Source organism: Bradyrhizobium viridifuturi (assembly GCF_001238275.1).
Lineage (GTDB): Bacteria > Pseudomonadota > Alphaproteobacteria > Rhizobiales > Xanthobacteraceae > Bradyrhizobium > Bradyrhizobium viridifuturi.
Genome location: NZ_LGTB01000039.1, coordinates 65,154 through 89,542, shown reverse-complemented (window position 1 = coordinate 89,542; position 24,389 = coordinate 65,154). Strand labels below are relative to the sequence as shown.

The 24,389-nt window shown below is 65.9% G+C and carries 20 protein-coding genes and 2 pseudogenes; 12 read left to right on the top strand and 10 right to left on the bottom strand.

From position 1 onward, the window contains the following. The first annotated feature begins 15 nt into the window (after nucleotides 1-15). The gene (locus tag ALC15_RS30525) at nucleotides 16-675 is read left to right on the top strand and encodes an HAD-IA family hydrolase (protein WP_050630485.1); all 660 of its coding nucleotides are present in this window, start codon (nucleotides 16-18) and stop codon (nucleotides 673-675) included. A gap of 6 nt (nucleotides 676-681) precedes the next feature. Then, nucleotides 682-1,812, top strand: coding sequence for a threonine synthase (locus tag ALC15_RS30520; RefSeq protein WP_050630484.1), 1,131 nt, complete (start codon nucleotides 682-684; stop codon nucleotides 1,810-1,812). Here ALC15_RS30520 and ALC15_RS48185 read toward each other — a convergent pair whose 3' ends face one another. From ALC15_RS48185 to ALC15_RS30500, 5 genes and pseudogenes are all read right to left on the bottom strand, one after another. Beyond that, nucleotides 1,813-2,190, bottom strand: a complete 378-nt coding sequence (locus ALC15_RS48185) for a glycosyltransferase (RefSeq protein WP_488240848.1) — start codon at nucleotides 2,188-2,190, stop codon at nucleotides 1,813-1,815. It abuts the gene before it with no gap. Further along, nucleotides 2,100-2,852, bottom strand: coding sequence for a glycosyltransferase family 4 protein (locus ALC15_RS30515; protein WP_488240847.1), 753 nt, complete (start codon nucleotides 2,850-2,852; stop codon nucleotides 2,100-2,102). The genes ALC15_RS48185 and ALC15_RS30515 overlap by 91 nt, the downstream gene beginning before the upstream one ends. Next, a complete protein-coding gene (locus tag ALC15_RS30510; RefSeq protein WP_430649208.1) occupies nucleotides 2,852-3,619 on the bottom strand; it encodes a UDP-2,3-diacylglucosamine diphosphatase in 768 nt (255 codons plus the stop codon). Before ALC15_RS30510 ends, ALC15_RS30515 begins: the two co-directional genes overlap by 1 nt. Nucleotides 3,620-3,972: 353 nt before the next feature. Continuing rightward, nucleotides 3,973-4,521 carry a DedA family protein gene (locus tag ALC15_RS30505; protein WP_244486332.1) on the bottom strand — a complete coding sequence of 183 codons (549 nt, stop codon included), beginning with the start codon at nucleotides 4,519-4,521 and terminating at the stop codon, nucleotides 3,973-3,975. A 121-nt stretch (nucleotides 4,522-4,642) separates the two neighbouring features. Beyond that, nucleotides 4,643-5,220: pseudogene (locus tag ALC15_RS30500) on the bottom strand (class I SAM-dependent methyltransferase). A 335-nt stretch (nucleotides 5,221-5,555) separates the two neighbouring features. On the opposite strand from ALC15_RS30500, the gene ALC15_RS30495 reads away from it, so the two are divergent. Both ALC15_RS30495 and ALC15_RS30490 read left to right on the top strand, forming a co-directional pair. Beyond that, nucleotides 5,556-6,230 (top strand): response regulator transcription factor, encoded by a 675-nt coding sequence (locus ALC15_RS30495; RefSeq protein WP_050630482.1) that lies wholly within the window; start codon nucleotides 5,556-5,558, stop codon nucleotides 6,228-6,230. 5 nt (nucleotides 6,231-6,235) lie between these two features. Then, a complete protein-coding gene (locus tag ALC15_RS30490) occupies nucleotides 6,236-7,600 on the top strand; it encodes a sensor histidine kinase (RefSeq protein ID WP_050630501.1) in 1,365 nt (454 codons plus the stop codon). Nucleotides 7,601-7,680: 80 nt separating this feature from the next. Here ALC15_RS30490 and acmB read toward each other — a convergent pair whose 3' ends face one another. Together acmB and ALC15_RS30480 are read right to left on the bottom strand one after the other, a co-directional pair. Further along, nucleotides 7,681-8,874 carry a methyl acetate hydrolase AcmB gene (gene acmB / locus ALC15_RS30485; protein WP_050630481.1) on the bottom strand — a complete coding sequence of 398 codons (1,194 nt, stop codon included), beginning with the start codon at nucleotides 8,872-8,874 and terminating at the stop codon, nucleotides 7,681-7,683. Beyond that, complete coding sequence (locus tag ALC15_RS30480) at nucleotides 8,780-10,552, bottom strand: flavin-containing monooxygenase (protein ID WP_244486331.1); 1,773 nt, start codon at nucleotides 10,550-10,552, stop codon at nucleotides 8,780-8,782. Before ALC15_RS30480 ends, acmB begins: the two co-directional genes overlap by 95 nt. A 215-nt stretch (nucleotides 10,553-10,767) precedes the next feature. Between ALC15_RS30480 and ALC15_RS30475 the strand changes: the two genes are divergently transcribed. Then, nucleotides 10,768-11,709 (top strand): AraC family transcriptional regulator, encoded by a 942-nt coding sequence (locus ALC15_RS30475; protein ID WP_244486330.1) that lies wholly within the window; start codon nucleotides 10,768-10,770, stop codon nucleotides 11,707-11,709. A gap of 92 nt (nucleotides 11,710-11,801) precedes the next feature. On the opposite strand, the gene ALC15_RS30470 is transcribed toward ALC15_RS30475, so the two are convergent. Together ALC15_RS30470 and ALC15_RS30465 are read right to left on the bottom strand one after the other, a co-directional pair. Next, nucleotides 11,802-12,836: an aldo/keto reductase gene (locus tag ALC15_RS30470; RefSeq protein ID WP_050630500.1), complete on the bottom strand. Its 1,035-nt coding sequence runs from the start codon at nucleotides 12,834-12,836 to the stop codon at nucleotides 11,802-11,804. Nucleotides 12,837-12,859: 23 nt separating this feature from the next. Then, on the bottom strand, nucleotides 12,860-14,041 hold the full coding sequence (locus ALC15_RS30465) for an MFS transporter (protein ID WP_050630480.1): 1,182 nt from the start codon (nucleotides 14,039-14,041) through the stop codon (nucleotides 12,860-12,862). Nucleotides 14,042-14,142: 101 nt separating this feature from the next. Between ALC15_RS30465 and ALC15_RS30460 the strand changes: the two genes are divergently transcribed. Further along, nucleotides 14,143-15,117: a LysR family transcriptional regulator gene (locus ALC15_RS30460; RefSeq protein WP_050630479.1), complete on the top strand. Its 975-nt coding sequence runs from the start codon at nucleotides 14,143-14,145 to the stop codon at nucleotides 15,115-15,117. After that, a complete protein-coding gene (locus ALC15_RS30455; RefSeq protein WP_050630478.1) occupies nucleotides 15,107-15,595 on the top strand; it encodes an SRPBCC family protein in 489 nt (162 codons plus the stop codon). Before ALC15_RS30460 ends, ALC15_RS30455 begins: the two co-directional genes overlap by 11 nt. Before the next feature lie 6 nt (nucleotides 15,596-15,601). On the opposite strand, the gene ALC15_RS30450 is transcribed toward ALC15_RS30455, so the two are convergent. Then, nucleotides 15,602-16,351 carry a class I SAM-dependent methyltransferase gene (locus ALC15_RS30450; RefSeq protein ID WP_050630477.1) on the bottom strand — a complete coding sequence of 250 codons (750 nt, stop codon included), beginning with the start codon at nucleotides 16,349-16,351 and terminating at the stop codon, nucleotides 15,602-15,604. Nucleotides 16,352-16,689: 338 nt separating this feature from the next. Between ALC15_RS30450 and ALC15_RS30445 the strand changes: the two are divergent. The 5 genes and pseudogenes from ALC15_RS30445 to ALC15_RS30425 all read left to right on the top strand — a co-directional run bounded on the left by ALC15_RS30445 (nucleotide 16,690) and on the right by ALC15_RS30425 (nucleotide 23,966). Continuing rightward, a pseudogene (locus tag ALC15_RS30445) lies at nucleotides 16,690-19,064 on the top strand (glucose/quinate/shikimate family membrane-bound PQQ-dependent dehydrogenase). A 175-nt stretch (nucleotides 19,065-19,239) separates the two neighbouring features. Beyond that, entirely contained in the window at nucleotides 19,240-20,559 is a 1,320-nt protein-coding gene (locus tag ALC15_RS30440) for an Hsp70 family protein (protein WP_050630476.1), read from the top strand. A 138-nt stretch (nucleotides 20,560-20,697) separates the two neighbouring features. Further along, nucleotides 20,698-22,341, top strand: a complete 1,644-nt coding sequence (locus ALC15_RS30435; RefSeq protein ID WP_050630475.1) for an ABC-F family ATP-binding cassette domain-containing protein — start codon at nucleotides 20,698-20,700, stop codon at nucleotides 22,339-22,341. An 87-nt stretch (nucleotides 22,342-22,428) separates the two neighbouring features. Continuing rightward, nucleotides 22,429-23,067 carry a flavodoxin family protein gene (locus ALC15_RS30430; protein WP_050630474.1) on the top strand — a complete coding sequence of 213 codons (639 nt, stop codon included), beginning with the start codon at nucleotides 22,429-22,431 and terminating at the stop codon, nucleotides 23,065-23,067. Then, on the top strand, nucleotides 23,064-23,966 hold the full coding sequence (locus ALC15_RS30425; RefSeq protein WP_050630473.1) for a sigma-70 family RNA polymerase sigma factor: 903 nt from the start codon (nucleotides 23,064-23,066) through the stop codon (nucleotides 23,964-23,966). The genes ALC15_RS30430 and ALC15_RS30425 overlap by 4 nt, the downstream gene beginning before the upstream one ends. The last annotated feature ends 423 nt before the right edge of the window (nucleotides 23,967-24,389 follow it).

Below are 24,389 nucleotides of genomic sequence, written 5' to 3'. Positions count from 1 at the left end.
AATGGAGCGCAGCCCATGACGCGAGCCTATGACGCTGTGTTGTTCGACCTCTTGACCGCGCTGCTCGACAGCTGGACGCTTTGGAACAAGGTCGCCGGCTCCGATGAGGCCGGGCTGCGCTGGCGCGCCGAGTATCTCAGGAACACCTATGCAACCGGGCGCTATCGTCCCTATGAGGATCTGGTGGGCGAGGCGGCGCGCAATGTCGGGCTGCCGTTCGAACGGGCCGAAGAGCTTGGCGCACGCTATGCGGAGCTCGATCCCTGGCCCGAGATTCGCGATGTCCTGCAAACGCTGCACGAGGCCGGCGTTGCGCTCGGCGTCGTAACCAACTGCTCGGAGCGGCTCGGCCGCATCGCCGCCGACCGCCTCGGCGTTCCTCTCACCGTTTTCGTGACGGCGGAGCGCGCCGGCTACTACAAGCCGCAGCCGCAACCCTACCAGCTCGCGCTCGACGAATTGCCGGTGCCCGCAAATCGATGCCTGTTCGTCGCGGGATCGGCCTACGATCTGTTCGGCACGGCACGTGTGCAGCTGCCGACTTGGTGGCATAATCGGGCTGCAATGAACCTGCCGGAAGGGGCGCCCGCCCCGATCGTGGTTCGCGACAGCCTTGCGACCTTGCCGGCTTTCGTGCTTGGAAGCGACTTGTCCGGCCCGCCCCTTGAGGACTGAATCGAGATGCCTTCACCCAGCTATATCGACCCGCTGAACGGAAAGCTCTACCCGCTCGATGTGCCACGCTGGTGCTCCGACGAGGGCAAGCCGCTGCTCGTGACGCCGCTGCCCGGCATCTCCCGCGACGAGGTCGAGCGCGCGACGCGGTCGCTGTGGCGCTACCGCGCGGCGCTGCCGGTCGAGATCAGGCAACCGATCACGATGGGCGAAGGCTGCACGCCTGCGGTCGAGAAGGAATGGGGCGACCTTCGGCCGCATTTCAAGCTCGAATGGTTCAATCCGACCGCAAGCTTCAAGGATCGTGGCACCACGGTGATGCTGTCGTTCCTGCGCCAGCTCGGCGTCGACGCCGTGCTGGAGGACTCTTCCGGCAATGGCGGCGCGTCCGTTTCAGCCTATGGCGCGGCGGGCGGCATGCGGGTGAAAATCCTGGCGCCGGCAACGACGTCGCCGATGAAGGTAGCGCAGATGCACGCCTTCGGCGCCGAGGTGCAACTGGTCGAAGGCCCGCGCGAGGAATCCGAAGCGGAGGCGATCCGACAATCGAAGCAGGTCTTCTACTCCAGCCACAACTGGCAGCCGTTCTTCTTGCAAGGCACCAAGTCGCTGGCCTACGAGATCTGGGAAGATTTCGGCTTCACCGCGCCCGACAATGTCATCATGCCGGTCGGCGCCGGCAGCAGCCTGCTCGGCTGCTACATCGGCTTCAAGGAACTGCTGGCGGCCGGGCAGATCAAGAAGTTGCCGCGGCTGTTCGCGGCGCAGCCGCTCAACTGCTCGCCGGTCGATGCGAGCTTTGCCGCCGGCGTCGACACGCTGGCCGATCGCCCGGTCCACAAGACCATTGCGGAGGGCACCGCGATCAAGCATCCGCTGCGGCTGAAGCAGATGGTCGCGGCGCTGAAGGAGAGCGGCGGCGGCACGGTCGCGATCCCCGAAGACGGCATCGTCGCCGCACTGAAGCGGCTGGCGTTGACCGGCCTGTTCGTCGAGCCGACCTCGGCCTCGGCCGCCGCCGCGCTCGACGTCCTGAAGGACCGCGGCGCGATCCGGCCGGCGGAGCGCACCGTCGTCATCATCAGCGGCACCGGGATCAAGGCCGCAGGGCTGATCACGGAGTTGCTGGGCAGCTAGTCAGACTGCAATCGCTCCCCCAACGGAAGCGCGCGCCGGCGAAGCGTGCGCCCGCCCGATATTGTCGAGGAATTGCCGCACGCTCTCCTGCCAGGTGAAGGTCAAGGCGTGGGCGCGGCATTTCTCGCGCGGCACCAGCAGCGCGCCGAGCGCCGCGCGCCGCAGATCGTGATCGAGACATCCACAGCCTGATTTGCCGATCACGTCGAGCGGCCCCATCACCGGAAACGCCGCGACCGGCACACCGCAAGCCAGCGCCTCGAGGAGCACCATCCCGAACGTGTCGGTCAGGCTCGGAAACACCATGACGTCGCCGACGCATAGACATCGGCGAGCGCCCGCCCGGTCCGCGTGCCGAGAAAATGCACATGCGGATATCGGGCCTGCAGACTGCTGCGCAGCGGTCCATCCCCGACGACGACCTTCGAGCCCGGCAAGTCGAGACCAAGAAAAGCGTCGAGGTTCTTCTCGACCGCGACGCGGCCGACATAGAGAAACACCGGCCCCGGGAAGGCGAGCGGCCGCTCCGCGCGGGGACAAAACAGCTCGGCATCGACGCCGCGCGACCATGGCATCAGCTTGCGAAAACCATGCGCCTTCAGCGCCTGCTCGAGCGACGGCGAGCCGACCATGATTCCGTCGCCGCCATTATGGAAGCGGCGCAACGCCGCGTAGCTCCAGCGCAACGGCACCGGCAGCCGCGCGGCGAGATATTCCGGAAAGCGGGTGTGATAGCTGGTCGTGAACGGATAGCCGCGGGTCTGGCAGACATGGCGGCTGATCCAGCCGATAGGACCTTCGGTGGCGATATGCACCGAGTCCGGGCGCGCTGCGGCGATCGCGCGCGCGATCCGCCCGATCGACGGCAGCGCGAGCCGGATCTCCGGATAGCCCGGCAACGGCACGGTGCGGAAATCGGTCGGCGTGAGAAAGCTGATCTCCGCGCCGAGCGACGGCGCCTCGCTGGCGAGGTATTCGAGCGAGCGGACCACGCCATTGATCTGCGGCCGCCAGGCGTCGGTCGCCACCAGGACGCGCATCAGGCGACCGCCTCTGCAAGTGGCGCGAAGCCCGCCGCGCTCGACGCCGGCTGCGGATCCGTCCATCGGACGATTTCGAACTGCCCGTCATAGCGCTCGACCACGCCGGTGCAGGACTCCACCCAGTCCCCGGTATTGACGTAGCGCACGCCGAATTCGTCGTGCATTGCCGCGTGGTGGATGTGGCCGCAGATCACGCCCTGAACGTTGCGTCGCCTGGCTTCGGAGGACAGCACCTCCTCGAACCGGCCGATGTGGTTGACCGCATTCTTGACCCGCAATTTCGCCCAGGACGAGAACGACCAATAGCCGAACCCCAATTGACGCCTGATCCGGTTGAGCCAGACATTGGAAGCCAGCGCGGCCCGATAGCCGACATCGCCGATCAGCGCGAGCCACCGCGCATGCCTCACCACCAGATCGAAATGATCGCCGTGAACGATAAGGTAGTCGCGACCGTCGAGGCCGCGATGGATCGCTCGTTCGACCACCTCGACGCCGCCGAACGCCGCACCGGCATAGTCGCGCAGGAATTCGTCGTGATTGCCGGGAATGTAGATCAGGCGCCGTCCCCGTTGCGCGAGCTCGATCAGCTCCCGTACGACCGCATTGTGCGCCGTGGGCCAATACCAGCTCGACCGCAGGCACCAGCCATCGACGATGTCGCCGACCAGGAACACGGTTTCGGCATCGTGGTGCCGAAGGAAGTCGATCAACCGCTCGGCGTGGCACCCTCTGGTTCCGAGATGGACGTCGGAGATGAACAGGCTCCTGACCTTGACGGGATGCCGCGACGCGAGCCGCACCGCGCTGGCGCGATCGCCGCCGAGCGGGACAAGGACATCTCGATCAACTTCGCTGCCGTCCCGCCGCAATGCCGTCGCCATGGCCTCGGCCAATCCGGCGAGAACCTTGGTGACATCGCGGCTGGCGCATCGCCGGAAGATCGAGCGATGCCAATAGATGCCTGCCACGAGAACCAGCAGCGCGAACTCGGCCGCGCGATATCGCCCGCCGGACGCGGCGACACCGAACTGATAGCTTGCGGCCAGCACCAGCAATGCCGCGGCGGTGCACTCGAGCGTGTGCGAGCTCGGCCGCAGGCGGGACAGCAGGGCTCTCATGCGCCTTCCTCCAGCGGCAAGCGCGAGGGGAGCGCGAGCGGCTCCGCGAAACGCCGCGGTGTGAGCGAGCGCTTGTAGAAGCGGAATCCGAGCAAGAGCGCGAGCTCGACGGCGATCAGGACGACCACCACCCAGAAGCCGAGGCTGACCGGATCATGGCCGCTGCCGCGCAGCGCATAGCCAAGCGTGAGGAACGGCATGTTCCAGATCACGGTGCCGATCGCCGTCGCCATCACGAAGGCGCGCGGCTCCAGCCGCAGCACGCCAGCGGGCAGCGCCAGGTAGATCCGCACCGTGGGCAAAGTCTGGCCGATCAGCGTCACCCAGAAATGATTGCCGCGATAGGCGTCGGTGAGCTGCCGGTAGAGCGAGGGCCGCAACAGCACGAACTTGCCATAGCGCGTCACCAGGCCTTCGATGCGCCGCGAGCCGAGCGCACGCCCAAGCCCGTACCAGCCGAGCGCGCCGACGACAGAACCTGCGCTGGTCGCGAGGATGGTCGTCGCGAGCGTCGTGCCGTCGGGGACCGTCAGCCCGAGCAGCATCAGCAGCACGTAAGACGGCAGCAGCGGAATGAACTTCTCGGCGACGGCGAGGCAGCCGACGCCCACCAGGCCGAAGTGCAAAAACATCGCGATCGTGCTCGACGTGTCCATGGCGCCTCGATCAAGCGTGGGGGTGGCGGCGGCTGATCCGGTACACCGACGCCGGAGGCAGGTTGCGGAACGTCTGCCCGATGCAGCTCGCCTGCAGATCGAGGCGGTCCAGGACCGCGTCCGACACCGGACAACGCGGGCCATAGGTTTCTGGTAGAAGGCACCCCCGGCGCGGAGATAGCGGAAGGCGGCATCGAGGATCGTCGTGACTTTCTCCGGCGGCATGATGAGAAGCCCGAGCCCGCTCACGACGGCGCCGACCGGCGTCCCTTCGAACAGCCTCTCCCTCCACAGCCAGGCCGCATCCATCCAGAGCACCCGGGCGCCCGGGAAACGCCGCTGCAGCGGCGGGATGAACTCGGAGCCGTACTCCACCAGCGTCAGATCCTGCTGCCTCACGCCGCGCTTCAGCAATGCGTCGGTGAAGACGCCGGTGCCGGGACCAAGCTCGATCACCGGACCGGTATCCGCCGTGATCTCCTGCGTCATCAGCGACGAGATGGCGGGCCCGGACGGCGCGACCGCGGCGACACGCATCGGATTGCGCACCCAGGCGCGGAAGAACGGCAGGATGTCAGCGGCCGACATGCTGGAGCTCCCGCGCGCTGGGCGCGTTGCGCATCTCGCGCCGCGGATTCGTTAACAAGGCCATTCGCGTATCTTTCGCATTGCGGACGCCGCCATCGTGTGGTGGAAGGCGCCCGCCGGTTGAGCGTGTCGGCCGGTGACGGGCCGATTCGACCCGCTCCAAGCGAGGCCTCTGTCTCATGCGAAGCTTGCGCCAGCCTGTCGCGAATGCGCGTGCGTGCGAAATTTAACGCCGCGACGCATTGGCGCGGAGCAAACCGCAAGGTTGCCGCAATGAATCGGACATAAAGCCGGCAGATCGGATGACGAAGCCGATGCAGGGATGAAGACGACGAATGCGCGTGCTGTTGGTGGAGGACCAGCCGGAAATGGTCGCAGCGCTGCGTGCGGCACTCGCGCGCCACGACATGCTGGTGGATCACGCGCCTGACCTGTCGGAAGCCGAGGCGATTGCCGCGGCTGGCAGCTACGATGCGATCGTGCTCGACCGGCAACTGCCCGATGGCGACGGGCTGTCGCTGATTCCGAAGCTGCGCGCGGGCGGCAACACCGTGCCGGTGCTGGTGCTGACCGCCCGCGGCGAGCTCGCGGACCGGATCTCGGGCCTCGACTGCGGTGCGGACGACTATCTCGGCAAACCCTTTGCATTCGAGGAGCTGTTGGCACGGTTGCGCGCACTGCTGCGCCGGCCCGCCAATATGCAGCAGCATGCCGCGCGGATCGGCCGCTTGTCGTTCGACTTCGCCCATCGCGAGGCCAGCGTCGACGGACGTTCGCTGGAAATGCCACGTCGCGAGCGGCTGGTGCTCGAGGCGCTGCTGCATCGGATGGGACGCATGGTGCAACGTTCCGCACTGATGGAGGCGGTCTACGGCCTCGACGACGACGTGCAGCCCAATGCGCTGGATACCCATGTGTCGCGGCTGCGCCGCAGGCTCGCCGAGGCCGACGCTGGCGTCGCGATCAACGGCGTTCGCGGCCTCGGCTATGTGCTGCGAGAGATACCGTGAGCGTGCTGCGACCGCGATCGCTCACCTGGCGCCTGATCGGGCGCCTCGCGGGCCTGCAGGCCGTCACATTGACCCTGTTGATCCTGCTGATCGGGGCGGCCGCGATCGGGCTGCTGCGGGCCGGACTCTTGATCGGCGAGTACGAAGGCAGCACGCTCGACACGCTGCGCGAGGCCATCACCCGCGATGAAACGGGTGGACTGGCGCTGCGTCAAACGCCGGAGCTCGCCGCCCTGCGCGCCGAGCATGCCGACCTCTGGTTCGTCATCCGCGACGGCGAGGGGCACCAGCTCTCCGAAGGCGCGGTGCCCGTGCAATTCGCGCCGATTGCCTCAAGCCTCGATCACGTCAGCGAGGCGCGGCTCAAATGGAACGCCGCGGAAGCCATGCGCCCCGCCGGTCTCGTCAAATGGGTCGACACCCCGGCAGGGCGGATCCAGATCCTGACCGGCACCTACGGCGAGCTTTCGATGTGGCGCGCGCTGGAGAGCACGCCGCTGCTGTTCCTCAACATGATCCTGCCGATCGTCGTGCTGATGACGCTGGCGACGCTGGTCGCGACCCCCTTCGTGGTGCGCCGGGCCATGAACGGCCTGGCGCAGGTCGCGGCGCAGGCCGAGCGCATCGACATCGATCAGCGCGGCGTGCAACTGCCGCTCGACAAGGTGCCGATCGAAATCACCCCGCTGGTCAAGGCCATCAATGCCGCGCTCGACCGCCTCGACAAGGGCTACGAGCGCCATCGCCGCTTCCTCGCCGATGCGGCGCACGAGCTGCGCACGCCGATCGCGATCCTCTCGACGCGGGTCGCCTCGCTGGAGGCCGGGCCGGAGAAGACCCACCTGCTCGAGGACGCCACCCGGCTGAGCGTCATGGCCGGCCAGTTGCTCGATTTGCAACGGCTCGACCAGCGCGCCGACACGTTCGGTCCCGTCAATCTCGTCGCGGTCGCGCGGCAGGTCGTCCTCGACCTCGCGCCGCTCGCCTTTGCGGCGGGATATGAAATGTCCTTCGAACACGAGGACGAGACCATCGTGGTGACCGGTGACCAGACCTCGCTCGAGCGTGCGCTCACCAACCTCGTGCAGAACGCCGTCGACCACGGACGGCGGCGCGGCACGATCCTGATTCGGGTCACGGCGGCGGGCCTGATCGAGGTCTGCGACGATGGCGACGGCATCGCGCCGGACGAGCGCGAGCAGATATTCGAGCCATTCCGCCGGCTGCAGCCGGGCGGACGCGGCGCCGGCCTCGGCCTCGACCTGGTGCAGAGCATCATGCGCCTGCATGGCGGCCGGATCGAGGTCGATCAGGCGCCGTCCGGCGGCGCCTGCATGCGCATGGTGTTCCCGAAAGTGCAGCCATCCTGAATCGAGCTGAGGTGGCCGCGGCGAGGCTAAAGCGCGATGCGATTGGGTTAAATCGTCATCGCGCTTTTCCGGATCACGCTCTAGCCCGCCTTGCGCAGCTTCAGGGATTCGTAGAACGCCGTTTCGAAATTCATGTAGCCGATGAACGACGCCGGATCGCCGAACGGCAGGATCTGCGTTGCCCAGTATCCGCCGAAGCCGTTCTGCCGGTCGATCCAGTAGAACAAATTGGCGAGACCGGCCCAGCCAAGCGCGCCGGCGGGACGGCCGGTCGGAGCCTGCTCGTCGTTGATCATGAAGCTCAGCGCCCATGACTTCGACTGGCCGGGGAAGAACTCGGCGTCGTTGGCGAGCGAGGTGATCACGCCCGTGATCGCGGTGACCTTGCTGTTGCCGAGGTGGTTCTTCTCGGCCATCCGCACCGTCTCGGCCTTGAGGACGCGGCCGTGCTCGCCGGCGCCGTCATTCAGCCACATGCGGATGAAGCGCATGTAGTCGCCGATCGTCCCGTAGAGCCCGTGGCCGCCCATGTGGATCTCCGGATTGGCCGGCAACTCGAAATCCATCGGCGTCAGCGAGCCGTCGGCGTTGCGGGCGTGAATGCCGGCAAGCTTGCGGCGCATGCCGTCGGTGAGCTCGAACGCCGTGTCCTGAATGCCGAGCGGTTCGAAGATCCGCGTCTTGAAGACCTCCCCGAGCCGCCTTCCGGTGATCGCCTCGACGATCTGCCCGCACCAATCCATGTTGGTGCCATACTCCCACCGTTCGCCGGGATCGAACAGCAGAGGTGTCATCAGCGAGGCCTTGGACGCCGTGATGACGCTCGGCTGTCCCTTCTCCTGAGCAAGACGATTGTAGGTGTGATTGATGAAGTCGTAGCTGAGGCCCGCACTATGGACCATCAGCATGCGGGTCGTGATGTCGCGCTTCGGCGCACGGAGCCGTGGCTCGCCCCTGTCGTCGAAGCCCTCGATGACCTGAAGCTTGCCGATATCGGGCGCATAGGTCTTGGCCGGCGCATCGAGATCGAGCTTGCCCTCCTCGACGAGTTGCAGGACCGCAGTGCCCGTGATCGCCTTCGTGGTCGAGAAGATGGCGAACACACTGTCGGTCGACATGTCGGCCGGCTGGTCGAGCCGGCGCTTGCCGGCGGCGCCTTCATAAATGTTGCGATGCCGGTCAGTCACCATCGCAACGACGCCGGGGACGCGCGGATTCGACGTCACGACGCCGTCGAGAATCGCATCTGCTGCCGCACTGAAGTTCGTGCTCATTGTTTTCCTCCCATGTTTGTGATGTTGACGGCATGGTCCTACTGCATGGCGAAGCGCGATAGCCGCTCGCGGCGACCTCGTCGCATTTCTGGCGGTAGGTGCCGACACCGCCGCAATAGGACAGCACCCGGCGCGGCTTGCCCTCGACATTCGAGCCGAGATACCAGGAGTTGGTCTTCGCGATCAGCGTCGCGTTGGCGGTCTCATCGTGATGCGCCACCCACTGATCCTCGATGTCCCTGGACGGCTCGATGACGCTCAGGTTGTTGCCGCGCATGTACTTGATGCAATCGTCGATCCACTCGACCTGCTGCTGCAGGCAGGTGGTCATGTTGCAAAGCGCGGCCGAAGGCGCGAGCGGCACCGCCGTCGTGAACAGGTTCGGATAGCCGTGAACCTGCAGGCCCATGGTGGTGCGGATATCGCGGCCCCAATCCTCCTTCAGCGAACGGCCGTCGCGGCCGCGAATATCGATCCGCGTCAACGCGCCGGTACCGGCATCGAAGCCGGTCGCCAGGATGATGACGTCGAATTCGTGCACCGTGCCGTCGGCAGTCTGGATGCCTTCGGGCGTGATGCGGGCGATCGGATTGTCCTTGACGCTGACGATCTCGACATTGGGCCGATGGAAGGCCTCGAGGAAATTGGACTCCAGCGGCACCCGGTGCGTGCCGAAGCCGTAATTGGTCGGGATCAGCTGCTCGCACAGCTTGGGGTCCTTGATCCGCTCGCGCATCTTTGCGCGCACGAATTCGGTGATCTCGGCGTTGACGGCTTCGTCGAAGAACAGTTCGGCGAAGGACGACACCCACAATTTCAGCGATCCGTCGTTCCAGCAATCCTCGACCACCTGGCGGCGCTGCTGCGGCGTCAGGTCGGCCCAGGCGTGCTCGAAGTCGAACTCGAAGCCGGTGAAGGTCTTCGGCAGCCGCTCGGTGAGGAATTTGAACTTCGACTTGTAGGCCTCCGCATCCGACGCGTCCCATTTCGGGTTCTTCATCGGAATGATGTATTGCGGGGTGCGGATGAACACCTTGAGATGGCCGACTTCGCCGGCGATCGACTGGATCACCTGGATTCCGGTGGCGCCGTTGCCGACCACGCCGACGCGCTTGCCGGCGAGTTCGATCGGTCCCTTCGGCCAGCGCGCGGTGTGGAACAGCTTGCCCTTGAACGTCTCCTGTCCCGGGAACGACACGTGCGGGGCCGAGAGCATTCCGCAGCAGGTGATCAGGAACTGGGTGTCGATCACCTCACCCTTGTCGGTCGTGACCTGCCAGCGCTGCGTCGCCTCGTCGAAATGCGCGCTCTTCACTGTGGTCTCGAACTGGATGTCCTTCTTGAGGTCGAGACGGTCGGCCACGTAGTTCAGCCAGCGCTCGATCTCCGGCTGGCCCGGAAACCGCTCGCTCCAGCTCCAGCCTTTGTAGAGGTCCTCGGAGAACAGATACTGATAGGTGTGACCTTCGGAATCGAAGCGTGCGCCGGGATAGCGGTTCCAGTACCAGGTGCCGCCGACGCTCGACCCTGCGTCAACAGCCCTGACATTCAGGCCCTGCTCGCGCAGGCGGAACAATTGATAGAGGCCGGCAACGCCGGCGCCGATCACCACGGCGTCGAATTTGGATGTCGCGTGCGCGCCATTGCTGCCATTGGACCTGGTTGCGGTCGCGGTCATGATTTCCTCCTGTGTGTGGTCTCTCGCACGCCCTTTCCCACCCCGCTGGCCGCGGAATGACGGTGCGTTGCGCCAATTTGGGCCCCGGCGGCATGGACGAGGCTGCCGGGACGCAGAGGAGGCTATGGGGCTTGCGGCTCCCGGGGCTTGGATGAAACCGACAATCTCTGGAACGCGGCCGCGCCATCGCCCTCGGCCATTGGTCTCCTTGGCAAATGGCGAAAGCGGCCTATTCTGCGCTCAGCCGTCCGGCCAAGAAGAACAAGAAGAAGCGGACAACCGCCGATGAATCCAGGGAGGAGGCTCGCGCGATGGGCCAGTTGATCACTGTCGAGGAGCTGCCGCGCTACGCTCCCGGCGAGTTGAAGCTGGATAGTTCGCCGGTCGGCCGCAATGATTTCCGGCTGCGGATCTTCCGCTATGCGCCGTCCGACATCTGGGTCCCGCCGTCGGAGAACTACCTCATCGTGATCTATCGCGACGGCGTCACGTCGATGAATCGCCGCGTCACCGGTGCGTGGAAGCAAGATCATGTCGGTCGCGGGGTCACGACGCTCTTGACGCGCGCCGAGCCCTCGAACTGGCGCTGGCAGCACGACATCGAGGTCAGCCATTTCTACATCTCGCCGACGCTGATGACGAAGACCGCGAGCGAAGCGTTCGACCGTGACGCCGAAACGGTCGAGCTTCACGATCTGCTCAAGGTCGAGGACCCGATGCTGACCTGGATCAACGATCAGATGGTTCAGGAAATCGCCGCGGGCGGACCCGGCGGCCGGCTCTGCTACGACGCGCTGGCGCTGCAGGCCAGCGTGCACATCCTGCGCAAATACGCCGCCATCGAGTTCAAGATGCCCTGCGCACAAGGCAGGTTCAGGCCGGCGCATGCGCGGCTGATCGAGGACTATGTCGAGCAGAACATCTCCCGCAACATCACGCTGGAGGAGCTTGCCAACATCTGCAATTGCACACCGGTGCAGTTTGCCCGCAAGTTCCGCATCCACTACGGCATGCGGCCGCATGCTTACGTCCTGCGGCGCAAGGTCGAGCATGCGTGCCAGCATCTGCGCAGGGACCGCGTGGCGCTGAAGGAGATCGCGCTGCTCGCAGCTTCGCCGACCAGAGCCACCTCAATCGCGTGTTCCGGCAGCACATGAACGTGACGCCGGCGGAGTACCGCCGGCAGGTGTGCGAGACCAAGTTCGAGGCGTGAGACTGCGCCCTGCGCTGCCGCTTTGCAGCGATCAGCCTAGACCGGCGGCGGATTGATCCGGGCAAAGCCCTCCTGGATCCGGTAGGGGTAGTACGGATAGGCCGGCATCACCGCACTAGCCTTATCGAGACGCGCGATCTGGTCCGGCGAGAGCGACCAGCCGACCGCACCGAGATTGTCACGCAGCTGCGCCTCGTCGCGCGCGCCGATGATGACGGATGACACGCTCGGACGGGTAAGCAGCCAGGCGATCGCGATCTGCGGCACCGTGCGGCCGGTCTCTGCGGCTATAGCGTCCAGCGCGTCGACAATCGCGTAAAGCTTCTCGTCGTCGACCGCCGGGCCGAACTGTGCGGTCTCGTGCAGGCGGCTGTTCTTGGGCAGCGGCTGGCCGCGCCTGATCTTGCCGGTGAGACGGCCCCAGCCAAGCGGGCTCCAGACCAGCGCGCCGACGCCCTGGTCGAGCGCGAGCGGCATCAGCTCGGATTCATAGTCGCGGCCGACCAGCGAGTAATAGACCTGGTGCGCCACATGGCGCGGCCAGCCCTGCCGCTCGGCGATGCCGAGCGATTTCATCAAGTGCCAGCCGGAGAAGTTCGAGGCGCCGACATAGCGCAGCTTGCCGGCACGCACCAGCGTATCGAGGGTCGACAGCACCTCCTCGATCGGCGTGAAGGCGTCGAAGGCATGGAGCTGCAGCAGATCGATGTAATCGGTGCCGAGCCGGCGCAGCGCAGCGTCGACCGCGGCGACGAGGCGATAGCGCGAGGTGCCGGCGTCGAGCGGGCCGTCGCCCATCGGCAGCCCGGTCTTGGTCGAGATCAGAACCTTGTCGCGGCGGCCCTTGATCGCGGCGCCGAGGATTTCTTCCGACGCGCCGTTCGAATAGACGTCGGCGGTGTCGAACAGGTTGACGCCGGCCTCGAGGCAGATGTCGATCAGCCGCCGTGCCTCGCCGGCATCGCTGCGGCCCCAGGCGGAAAACAACGGTCCCTGGCCGCCGAACGTGCCGGTGCCGAAGCTGAGCGCCGGGACCTTCAGACCGGACCCACCGAGATTGCGATATTCCATGGTCATACTCCTTATGATGCAGCTCATTCCGCCGGGCACTGCGCGGCCAGCACGGCCGGCCGATCGAGCCGAAGGCTCCACAGCGCCAGCAGCAATCCGACTGCCGTGATGACGGCGGCGACCAGCGGCAGCGCGCCGAGGCCGAGGCCGCGATCGATGGTGACGCCGCCGGCCCAGGCGCCAAGCGCGTTGCCGAGATTGAAGGCCGCGATGTTCAGGCTGGAGGCCAGTGTCCGGCCTTCGACACCGGCCGCTTCCAGCACGCGAAGCTGCAGCGGGGCGACGGTCGCGAACGCGGCGATGCCAAGCACGAACAAGAGCGCCACAGCCAGAGCCTTGATCGAGATGACAGCCGAGAGCCCCACCAGGACAATGGCGAGGCCGCCAAGGGAAACGAGCAACGCACGCGCCAGTCCCTTGTCGGCGAGCCGGCCGCCGGCGACATTGCCGATCGCAAGGCCGGCGCCGAACACCAGCAGGATCGGCGAGACCGCGGCGTCGGAGAATCCGGTCAGCCGCGTCAGGATCGGCTGCACGTAGGTGAAGACCGCGAACAGCCCGCCGAAACCGAACACCGTCATGGCGAGCCCGAGCAGCACCTGCGGGCGGCCGAGCACGGCGAGTTCTTCGCGCAGCGGCACCGGCTTGTCCTTGGCGCCGACATGGCCGGGGACCAGCAGCGCCAGCACGACGAACGCGGCCACGCCGATCGCCGCCACCGCCCAGAACGCAGCGCGCCAGCCCAGCATCAGGCCGAACCATGCACCGAAGGGCACGCCGAGCAGGGCCGCGACCGTGAGGCCGATGAACATCGTGGCGATCGCGGACGCCTTCTTGTCTTCCGGGACGAGGCTTGTCGCGACCACCGAGCCGACGCCGAAGAAGGTGCCGTGCGCCAGCGAGGTCAGGATGCGCGCCGCCATCAGGAGCTCGTAGTTCGGCGCCAGCGCGCAGGCCGCGTTGCCGAGCGTGAAGATCGCCATCAGCGCCAGCAGCACCGCCTTGCGCGGCATTTTGCGCGTCCCGAGCGTCAGGATCGGGGCGCCGACGAACACGCCGAGCGCATAGCCGGAGATCAACAGACCCGCCGCGGAAACCGACACATGCATGTCGGCGGCGACCTGCAGCAACAGTCCCATGATGAGGAATTCAGTGGTGCCGATGCCAAAGGCACCGGCGGTCAAGGCAAGGACTGCGAGAGGCATGTGTCGCTCCGGAGGACGAGGATTCCGCAATGCGACATAGCGGTCCGGACGAGGAAGGATTAGAATGGCCGCAATCCAATCATTTGTGACGTGAATTCAAGATGGCCCGAATTGACACCAACCGCTCCGGCGAGATGGACGTGTTTGTCCGGGTCGTCGACCTCGGCGGCTTCACCGCCGCCGCCAACAGCCTTCGCCAGACGCCGTCGGGCGTCAGCAAGCTGGTCTCCCGGCTCGAGACGCGGCTCGGCACAAGGTTGGTCAACCGCACCACGCGCAAGCTGCAACTGACCGAGGAGGGCCAGGCGTTCTACCAGCGCGCGCAGCGCATCCTCGCCGACATCGACGAGGCCGAACGCGAGGCCGCCTCCTGCGTGCCGCGCGGCCATCTCACCGTGAACAGCAACATCCCGTTCGGCATGCTGCACGTGATGCCGCTGCTGCCGCGCTTCATGCGCGAGCATCCCGACATCACGCTCGACATCGTGCTGACCGACACGCTGGTCGATCTGATGCAGGCGCGCGCCGATGTCGCGATCCGCGCCGGCCCGCTCGGCGCCTCGCGGCTGATCGCGCGCAAGCTGGGCACCAGCCGCATGGCGGTGGTCGCCTCGCCGTCCTATCTCGCTCGCCACGGCATCCCGAAGACGCCGGCCGACCTCGCCGGCCATCGCGGCGTCGGCTGGACCTTTCCGCGCAGCATCCGCGGCTGGCCGTTCCGCCGCGCCGAAAAGATCGAAGAGGCATTGCCGCCGCCGGTCGCCCGCGCCAGCGACGGCGAGACCGCGCGCCAGCTCACGCTCGGCGGCATCGGTGTGGCACGGCTGGCACTATTCCACATCGGTCCCGATATCGAGGCCGGACGTCTGGTGCCGGTATTGCAGAACCTGAATCCCGGCGATCGTGAGGACATCCACGCGGTCTATGTCGGCCACGCCGGTCCACTGCCGGCACGGGTGCGTGCCTTCATCGATTTCCTCGCACAGCACATCCGCATCGGCGATCCGGCGCTGCGGCGTGGCGCGGATGGGAAATGGAAGATCGCCGGCGACAAACGAGCTCGCGATGACAAATGAAACGGCCGTCTTGCAGACTGTCACCGAATCGATCCGCATCGCCGCACAGCCGACGCAGGTGTGGGACACGATCCTGGATCCCAAGGCGGGCGAGACGTGGCGCAACGCGCATTTCACGACCGACTGGCAGATCGGCGCGCAGATCGAGATCGAGGCGGAGATCGGCGCCAAGCGCTATCGCGACAAGGGCCGCGTCCTCCATGTCGAGCCGCCAATACGGCTCGCATACTCCTATTGGTCACAGGTCTCCGGCCTGCCGGACGTTCCGCAATGCTATGCAACGGTCACGATGGTGCTCGCGACCGACAGCGGCGAGACAATACTGACAGTAACCCAGCAAGTGCCGCCGTCGCCGATCCGGCGCGGGAACGGATGGGAAATCGGCGCAGACTCCGGCGCGAAGCATGTTGCCTTCTACTGGCGCATGACGCTGCCGCGTCTGAAGCAGGCCGTCGAGCAAGGCCGTGCCGCGCAATAGCGGCGTCTAGACGCGCTTCAGCAGAAACAACTGCGTGACATAGGGAAACACCACCTCTTCAGCGTCGCCGAGACCGGCTTCGCGCAGAATTTGGTCGGTCTTGTCGCGAAGGGCCGCCTTCTCCGCATCGGGAAGATTGGCGACATAGCTCGTCGACACGACGCGCTCATAGACGCCTTGCCGCGCCATCCGGTGCGGATGATCCTGCACGATCTCCTTCTCGAGCACGAAGCGTGGATCCTTCAAGATCCAGCGCCAGTGGCCAGAGCGTTGCCGCGGTGTGTCTCCCGCGTATTTCTCGATCATGACGGACAACGCCTCGACCCACGGCGCACGGTCGTCCCTGTTGTTCCAGACCAGTGCCAGCGTGCCGCCGGGACGCAGCAGGCGCGCGATCTCGGCGACCGATGCCTCGTTGTCGAACCAGTGGAACGCCTGGGCACAGGTCACGAGATCGACGCTGCCGGTTGCGAGATCGATCGCGTCGGCGCGGGTGTTGATGACCTCCACCTTCGCTTCCTGCGCCAGCTTCGCCGACATCTCGGCAACCGGTTCGACCGCGACCAGACGCGTCGTCGCGGTCAGATGCTGCAACAGCAGGCGGGTGAACTTGCCGGTTCCGGCGCCGAGATCGACGACACAGCGCGCGGCCTGAAGCGGCAGCGCGGCGACGATCTCCGCGGGGTAGCTGGGCCGGCCCGCCTCGTAGGCGGCGACCGCGACGCGATAATTCTTGGCTGTAGGGTTCAGTGTCATTTTGCTTCTCCTGCGAGCCGGCCTTCAGCGGGGAGTCTGCCCGACGGTATAGAGCAGTGCCTGCACGGGACTGGAAGAGCGCGTCGATACAAAATTCGCTGAAGTCCCGTCACCTTTGCGTCAGCGCCGCCGGCCTGTTGCTCCCGTCGAATGGTGCACGCGCAATTTGAACGATTCTTCTTCGGCAGGTTTCGCATGCCCCTTTGCGCGCTTGTGCAGCATCAAGATCGCAGTTCCAGGTTGCAAGTTGCGGTCGACTGAACCACAGTCCTTGACGGCGGACACGGTCTGTTGCGCTTGCACGACAAGCCCGGTCCCTCTTGCGCACCGGAGCGACCATGCAGCGATCCAGGGCTGTCTTCATCACAGCTATCGTCTACGCCTTGATCGGCCTGGTCCTCGCGGCCGGCGGCATCTGGCTCGCCGCCTTGGGTGGATCGATCTTCTACATTGTCCTCGGCGTCGGCATCCTCGCCACGGCCGCATTGTTGCTGATGCAGCGCCGTTCGGCGCTGTGGCTATTTGCGATCGTGCTGGTCGGCACGCTGGCATGGGCTGTCCACGAGGTGCGCTTCGACTGGTGGCCGCTCGCGGCGCGCGGCGACATCATCTTCCCGATGGCGCTCTGGCTGCTGACGCCGGTGATCGTTCGCGCCCTGACGCGAGGCGAGCCTGTGTCCTACGCGCGTGCGACAGCGCCGCTCTGGATCGGCGTCGTGGCATCAGCTGCCGTCCTGGTGGGCGGGCTGCTGACGAGCTATCACGACATCGACGGCACGATTGCCGCCTCCGGGCCTGCCGTGCCGCAAGGCGAAGCCGACCCGCAGCCGGATGGCGACTGGCGCGCCTATGGACGGACGCAGTTCGGACAGCGCTATTCGCCGCTCAAACAAATCACGCCCGACAATGTCGCCAACCTCAAGGTCGCCTGGACCTTCCGCACCGGCGACGTCAAGACGCCGGAGGATTCCGGTGAGACCACCTTCGAGGTCACCCCGATCAAGGTGCGCGACACGCTCTATCTCTGCTCGCAGCACCAGGTGCTGTTCGCGCTCGACGCCAGGACCGGCACCGAGCGCTGGCGCTACGACCCCAAGCTCGTGCACAACAAGACGTTCCAGCACATGACCTGCCGCGGGGTCTCCTATCACGAGACCGCCGCGGGCGCCGTCGACTCCAGCGGCAATCCCGCGCCTGCGGAGTGCCCGCGGCGGATCTTCCTGCCCGTCAATGACGGCCGCATGATCGCGCTCGATGCCGACAGCGGCAAACCCTGCGAGAGCTTTGCCGATCACGGCATCCTCGACCTGCAGCAGGGGATGGGGATCACCACCGCCGGCTTCTTCGAGCCGACGTCGCCGCCTGTCGTCAGCGACAAGATTTTGGTCGTTGCCGCCGCAGTGATCGACAATTACGCGGTCGAGGTGCCCTCAGGCGTGATCCGCGGATTCGACGTCTACTCCGGCAAACTGGTCTGGGCCTGGGACTCCGCCGCGGCCGACGAGAACGTGCTGCCGTCGCCGACGCGGCACTATACCAACGGCTCACCGAATTCCTGGATCACCGCCTCGTTCGATCCGAAATTGAATCTGGTCTACATCCCGACCGGCAACAACGGACCCGACATCTGGGGCGGCAATCGCGATGCGCTGGTCGAGCGCTATTCGAGCTCGATCGTCGCGCTTGACGTCAACACCGGCAAGCGTGCCTGGTCGTACCAGACCGTGCATCATGATCTCTGGGATATGGACGTTCCCTCGCAGCCGAGCCTGGTCGATGTGACGACGGCGAAGGGCGTCATTCCCGCGATCATCCAGCCGACCAAGGTCGGCAATATCTTCGTGCTCGACCGCAGGACCGGTGAATTGATCGTACCCGCGCCGGAACGAGCGGTGCCGCAGGGGCCGGCGCCCGGTGACCGTAGCGCGCCGACGCAGCCGTTTTCCGAACTGACATTCCGCCCGGAGGCGAAGCTGACTGGCGCCGACATGTGGGGCGGCACGATCTTCGATCAGCTGCTGTGCCGGATCATGTTCCATCGTTTGCGCTACGAAGGCACGTTCACGCCGCCATCGTTGCAGGGCACGCTGGTCTTCCCCGGCAATCTCGGCATGTTCGAATGGGGCGGTATCGCGATCGATCCTGTCAGGCAGATCGCGATCGCCAACCCGATGTCGCTGCCGTTCGCGTCACGGCTGATTCCGCGGGGTCCACAAAATCCGCCGGCGCCGACCGCCGAGAAGCCGGTCGGCAGTGAGGTCGGAACGCAGCCGATGTACGGCACGCCGTTCGGGGTTGATATTTCGAGCTTCCTCTCGCCGCTGTCCGTGCCGTGCTACCGGCCGCCATGGGGCTCGATGGCCGCGATCGATCTGAAAACGATGAAGATCGTCTGGCAGCATCCCAACGGCACCATCCGGGACACCACGCCGCTGCCGCTTCCGTTCAAGATGGGCGTGCCGATGCTGGGCGGCCCCATCACCACCGCCGGCGGCGTTGCGTTCTACACCGGCACCTACGAGTACACGATCCGGGCCTATGACGTGCGTGACGGCAAGGTGCTGTGGGAAGATCGCCTGCCCGCCGGCGCGCAATCGACACCGATGAGCTACGAGCCGGCGGCAAGCAGTATGTAGTCACCGCGGCCGGCGGCCACGGCTCGTTCGGCACCAAACGCGGCGACTATGTCATCGCCTATGCATTGAAGGATTAGGCCGCAGCACATCGACATCATTGCGTCATACGGCAGTTCCGCCGCGGACCACCGCGCAACGGCGCTGTTGCCGTCATTCTCTTGATCGTGAATTCCGTAGCATCGGGAAGGGTTGGCAAGTCAGGCCAAAGCCGCTAAGGGTCCGTCCCCTTTCACATCAAATCCCGAGCATGACATGTCGAGCGCTCCGCCCGCCGTCTCGATTGGCGTCGATTTTGGCACCAGCAACACCGTGGTCGCGCTGTCCGACGCCGATGGCCGTGTCGAGGCGATCCGTTTCGACCATGGCGGCCGCACGCATAGCGTCTATGTCTCCGCGCTGTGCTTCTGGGAGGAACGGCCCGGCGCCGGCCTGCATCCGCGCGCCGAGGGCGGGCCGTGGGCGATCGAGCAGTTCCTCGAGGGACGCACGATCCATCGCTTCATCCAGTCGTTCAAGACCTTCGCGGCAAGCTCGGCCTTCAACACCACACAAATCTTCCGGCAACGCTACAAGTTCGAGGACCTGTTGGCGGCGTTCCTGCGCACGCTGACGCGCCATGCCGGCGACGGGTTCGATTTGGGCGCACCGACCATCATGGTCGGCCGCCCGGTGAAGTTCGCGGGCGGCAATCCGAACGACGAGCTCGCGATGCAGCGCTACCGGGCCGCATTCGAGCGGCTCGGCGCAGGGCACGCGCGCTATGTCTATGAGCCGGTCGGTGCGGCGTTCTCCTTTGCGCGCAGCCTCGACCACGATGCCACGGTGCTGGTCGCCGATTTCGGCGGCGGCACCAGCGACTTCTCGGTGATGCGGTTCTCGCGCAAGGGCGGCGTGCTGCGCGCCGAGCCGTTGGGACATTCCGGCATCGGCATCGCCGGCGACACCTTCGACTACCGCATCGTCGACCACATCGTCTCGCCGCGGCTCGGCAAGGGCACCAACTACCGCTCGTTCGACAAGGTGCTGCCGATCCCCAATCATTATTATTCGAGCCTCGCGCGCTGGCACCAGCTGGCGATGATGCGGGGCAATGGCGATCTCCGCGAATTGCAGCAGCTCGCGCGCACCGCGCTCGATCCGGCGCCGCTGCACGATTTCATCACCATCGTCGATCACGACCTCGGCTTCGCGCTGTACCGCGCCGTCTCCGACACCAAGGTCGCGCTGTCGAGCCGCGACCGTGTCGAGTTCCGCTTTGCCCGCGAAGGCATCGACATCGGCGCCACCGTGACGCGCGACGATTTCGAATCCTGGATCGCCGACGACATCGAACGGCTGGGCGCCACCGTGGACGAGGCGCTGGCGAAATCCGGCATCACCGCACGCGACGTGGAGAAGGTGTTTTTGACCGGCGGCACCTCGTTCGTGCCGGCCGTGCAGCGCCTGTTCGCCGAGCGTTTCGGCGAGGCGCGGCTGACCTCGGCGGACCAGTTCGAATCGATCGCATATGGTCTCGCCTTGATCGGCCACACGCCCGATCCCAACCGCTGGACCTTCGCCGAAGCAGCGTGACGCTTCGCTGCGCGCCTTGATCCCGGCGCAATACGCGACTACAGCTCATCAATCATCAATTCGAGAGGATGCCGACGGCCATGGATTTCATCCGGACAGCAACGCCCATCAGCCTTGCCCACCGGGATATCCATCGCCATGCCAGCATCGATCACGCTCTCGAATCTCACCCTGTCCGCGCCTGACGGCCGGGTTCTCCTTTCCAATATCGATCTCACCTTCGGCCCTGAACGGATCGGCCTTGTCGGCAGGAACGGCGTTGGGAAGACGACGCTGCTCGGCCTGATCGCAGGCCGGCAGGCGCCGCAATCCGGCGCGGTCTCGGTTCAGGGACGCGTCGGGATGCTGCATCAGACGGTGCAGGTGAAGCCGGACGAATCCGTCATCGACCTGTTCGGCGCGCGCCGCGCATTGGCCGCGTTGCACCGTGCCGGGCAGGGCCTTGCGACGACTGAGGAGCTTGCGGATATCGACTGGACGCTCGACAGCCGCATCGCGTCCGCACTCGCGCGTGTCGGATTGGACGATGTGCTCGACGTGCCGCTGGCGATGCTATCAGGCGGACAGGCCACAAGGGCGCGCCTCGCTGCGCTGACGTTCGCAGAAACCGACTTCCTGCTGCTGGATGAGCCCACCAACAATCTCGACCGCGCCGGACGCCAGGCGGTGATCGACCTGCTCGCCAGTTGGCGGCATGGCGCTATCGTCGTCAGCCACGATCGCGAACTGCTTGAGACCATGGATGCGATCGTCGAACTGACCTCGCTGGAGGCCCGGCGCTACGGCGGCAATTGGAGCCAATACCGCGCGCGCAAGGCCATCGAGCTCTCGGCAGCACGGCACGATCTGGATGATGCCGAGAAGCGCGTCGCCGAAATCGATCGCAAGGCAAGGGAAGCGACGGAGAAGAAGGCGCGCAAGGACGGCGCCGGCGCAAGGAAGCGCGCCAAGGGCGACATGCCGCGGATCGCCGCCGGGCTGCGCCGGGATCGCAGCGAGGACAGCGGCGGCGAGACGGCCAGGCTCGCCGAGCGGCGGCGAACGCAAGCAGTTGACCTCGCCGCCGCCGCACGCCAGCGCATCGAGGTGCTGCAACCGTTCTCGGTGCAACTGCCGTCGACGCATCTGCCCGCGGGCCGGATGGTGCTGCGAATCGAGACCGCCGAGGCCGGCTACAGCGCGGACGCGCCGATCCTGCGCGGCCTCACCTTCTCCATGTCGGGTCCGGAGCGTGTCGCGATCGCGGGCCCGAACGGCGCCGGCAAGACGACGTTGCTCAAGCTCGTCAGCGGCGAGCTGACCGCGGCGTGTGGCAGCGTCGAGGTGATGACCCGCTTTGCGATGTTCGATCAGGCGGTCAGCCTGCTCGATGCGCGGGCCTCGATCCTGGATAATTTCCGCCGCATCAATCCGGATGCCGACGAGAACGCCTGCCGGGCGGCACTGGCGCGGTTCATGTTTCGCGCCGATGCGCCCTTGCAGGTCGTCGCGAGCCTGAGCGGCGGCCAGTTGCTCCGCGCCGGTCTCGCCTGCGTCCTGGGCGGGCCAACGCCACCACCGCTGCTGATCCTCGACGAGCCGACCAACCATCTGGACATCGACTCGATGGAGGCGGTCGAGGCCGGACTGCGCGCCTATGACGGCGCCCTGCTGGTCGTCAGCCACGACGAGGCCTTCCTGGAGGCGATCGGGATCACCCGCAGGTTCGAGCTCGGCGACCGCGGCTCCCACCAAAATATCGAAAACAACCCCATGCAAAGGAGCCAGCGGCCACCAACCTGAGCGGCGGTCAAGAAAGTTCGGAGGGCATGTCACGTTTCGACGCCCTGCCTTGTCCTAGCTTCGGCAATAGCAGCAGCAGAGGACAGCATGCACACTATCGGAACCGGAGGCGGTCGCACCCTGATCGCGATCGTCTATCATAGCGCCTACGGCCACACCCGGCGCCAGGCGGAGGCCGTCAGGTCCGGCGTCGGGGATGTCGATGGCGCGGAGGCCCTATTGGTGTCTGTCGAGAGCGTGGAACAGAATTGGGATCATCTGCTGGGTGCAGAAGCACTGATCTTCGGCACGCCGACCTACATGGGCGCTGCGTCTGCGGCCTTCAAAGCCTTTCAGGAAGCAACCTCAAGTGCCGTGATGTCCAAGGGCTACCGGTGGAAGGACAAGCTCGCGGCAGGCTTCACCAATTCAGGGGCCCATGCCGGCGACAAGCTCTCCACATTGATCCAGCTTGCACTGTTCGCCGCCCAGCACGGCATGCACTGGGTCAATCTCGATCTGCCTCCCGGCAACAACTCCGCATCGGGATCGGACGCCGATCCGAACAGACTGGGGTTCTGGCTCGGCGCCGGGGCACAATCGAACACCGACGAGGGTGCCGACACCGCGCCGCCCGAATCTGATCTCGCGACCGCCCGCCACCTCGGACGGCGCGTGGCGGAGACTGCAATTCAGTTTGCGCGCGGCCGTGACGCGGCTGCCGCGGCCATGCGGGCGGCCTCATGAAGGAGGCGGCTGAAACCGCGGCGGCCGAGATCTTCGCCGATTTGCGGCCGCGGCTGATCCGGCTGGCCTATCGGATGCTCGGCTCGGTGGCCGACGCGGAGGACGTCGTTCACGATGCCTGGCTGCGCTGGCTCGCCGCCGATCGCAACCAAATGCGCGATCCCAGGGCCCTGCTCTACACCATCGTCACCCGGCTATCCCTTAACGAACTGAAATCCGCACGGCGCCGGCGCGCGGCCTATATCGGACCGTGGCTGCCCGAACCGTTCTTCGATCCCGAGCAGGAAGAGACCGCCGACGATCTGATCCTGCCGCTGATGATCGCACTGGAACGCCTGTCGCCCCTCGAACGGGCGGCCTTCCTGCTGCATGACGTGTTCGGAATGGAGTTCGATGCGGTCTCCGAGACGATCGGCCGCGAGGCGGCGACCTGCCGCAAGCTCGCGAGCCGCGCACGCGCGCACATCCACGATGCTAGGCCCCGGTTCGTGGTCGGCAATGAAGAAGGCCAGCGGCTCGCCAATGCCTTCTTCGCGGCAACGCGAACCGGCGACCTCGCCGCGTTGCGCGCGATGCTCGCCGAAGATGTCGTGGTCTATGCCGATGGCGGCGGCCGGGTCCCGGCGCCTGTTCGACCGCTGGTCGGGCTCGAAGCGGCGATGGAGCGTTTCGCGGGGCTCGCCCGCCTGTTCGACGTGCATCCGTCACGCCTGATCCGCTACGCAACCATCAACGGCTTGCCCGGCTTCATCACCATCGAGGATGGCCTCGTTCAAACGACAGCCTTGCAGATCGAGAACGAACGCGTCGTTGCGATCTTTGTGACCCGCAATCCCGACAAGCTGCACAACATCCCCTATGCGACGGAACCGATCGCACGTTCCGCGAGGCCGCATTGACGCGCGGGGAGCGCAATGGACCTCGCTACGGCACACAGTGATCGATCTCCCTCGCCGACGCTCTCAGCGTCGAAGCGAGTTGCCTTCACACGATCAATGCTTCGAACGGTGAAGGCTGTTTGAATAATGAACAGCCGAGCACGCGTCGCCTTGGGGCAGGTGTAGGCGCGGTGCTCGGCTGTCAGGCCGCGCGGCGGTGCGGCCATCCCCGCAGGCTTCACTCACCCCCATGAGCGAGGCCGCCGGAGTCAGATTTCGCCGGTTGCTAAATCCGCGCTGTCGAATGGAGTGCGTTTCGCCAAAGGGCAAATGCGACGAAGCCTGCCAGCAGCACAAAGCCGCCACCGACCGCGATCAATAAATGCGCGAGCGTCATTTGGAACATCCCAATTGTGAAGCATCATGCGGCGCGATATGCGCCGC

Coding starts and splice junctions, on each gene's coding strand:
- acmB (WP_050630481.1), bottom strand. CDS start 8,874: ATGAGCACGAACTTCAGTGCGGCAGCAGATGCGATTCTCGACGGCGTC.
- ALC15_RS30460 (WP_050630479.1), top strand. CDS start 14,143: ATGGCCCGAATTGACACCAACCGCTCCGGCGAGATGGACGTGTTTGTC.
- ALC15_RS30440 (WP_050630476.1), top strand. CDS start 19,240: ATGTCGAGCGCTCCGCCCGCCGTCTCGATTGGCGTCGATTTTGGCACC.
- ALC15_RS30465 (WP_050630480.1), bottom strand. CDS start 14,041: ATGCCTCTCGCAGTCCTTGCCTTGACCGCCGGTGCCTTTGGCATCGGC.
- ALC15_RS30455 (WP_050630478.1), top strand. CDS start 15,107: ATGACAAATGAAACGGCCGTCTTGCAGACTGTCACCGAATCGATCCGC.
- ALC15_RS30470 (WP_050630500.1), bottom strand. CDS start 12,836: ATGGAATATCGCAATCTCGGTGGGTCCGGTCTGAAGGTCCCGGCGCTC.
- ALC15_RS30425 (WP_050630473.1), top strand. CDS start 23,064: ATGAAGGAGGCGGCTGAAACCGCGGCGGCCGAGATCTTCGCCGATTTG.
- ALC15_RS30520 (WP_050630484.1), top strand. CDS start 682: ATGCCTTCACCCAGCTATATCGACCCGCTGAACGGAAAGCTCTACCCG.
- ALC15_RS30480 (WP_244486331.1), bottom strand. CDS start 10,552: ATGACCGCGACCGCAACCAGGTCCAATGGCAGCAATGGCGCGCACGCG.
- ALC15_RS30450 (WP_050630477.1), bottom strand. CDS start 16,351: ATGACACTGAACCCTACAGCCAAGAATTATCGCGTCGCGGTCGCCGCC.
- ALC15_RS30430 (WP_050630474.1), top strand. CDS start 22,429: ATGCACACTATCGGAACCGGAGGCGGTCGCACCCTGATCGCGATCGTC.
- ALC15_RS30525 (WP_050630485.1), top strand. CDS start 16: ATGACGCGAGCCTATGACGCTGTGTTGTTCGACCTCTTGACCGCGCTG.
- ALC15_RS30505 (WP_244486332.1), bottom strand. CDS start 4,521: ATGCTGCTCGGGCTGACGGTCCCCGACGGCACGACGCTCGCGACGACC.
- ALC15_RS30515 (WP_488240847.1), bottom strand. CDS start 2,852: ATGCGCGTCCTGGTGGCGACCGACGCCTGGCGGCCGCAGATCAATGGC.
- ALC15_RS30495 (WP_050630482.1), top strand. CDS start 5,556: ATGCGCGTGCTGTTGGTGGAGGACCAGCCGGAAATGGTCGCAGCGCTG.
- ALC15_RS30475 (WP_244486330.1), top strand. CDS start 10,768: ATGGCGAAAGCGGCCTATTCTGCGCTCAGCCGTCCGGCCAAGAAGAAC.
- ALC15_RS30435 (WP_050630475.1), top strand. CDS start 20,698: ATGCCAGCATCGATCACGCTCTCGAATCTCACCCTGTCCGCGCCTGAC.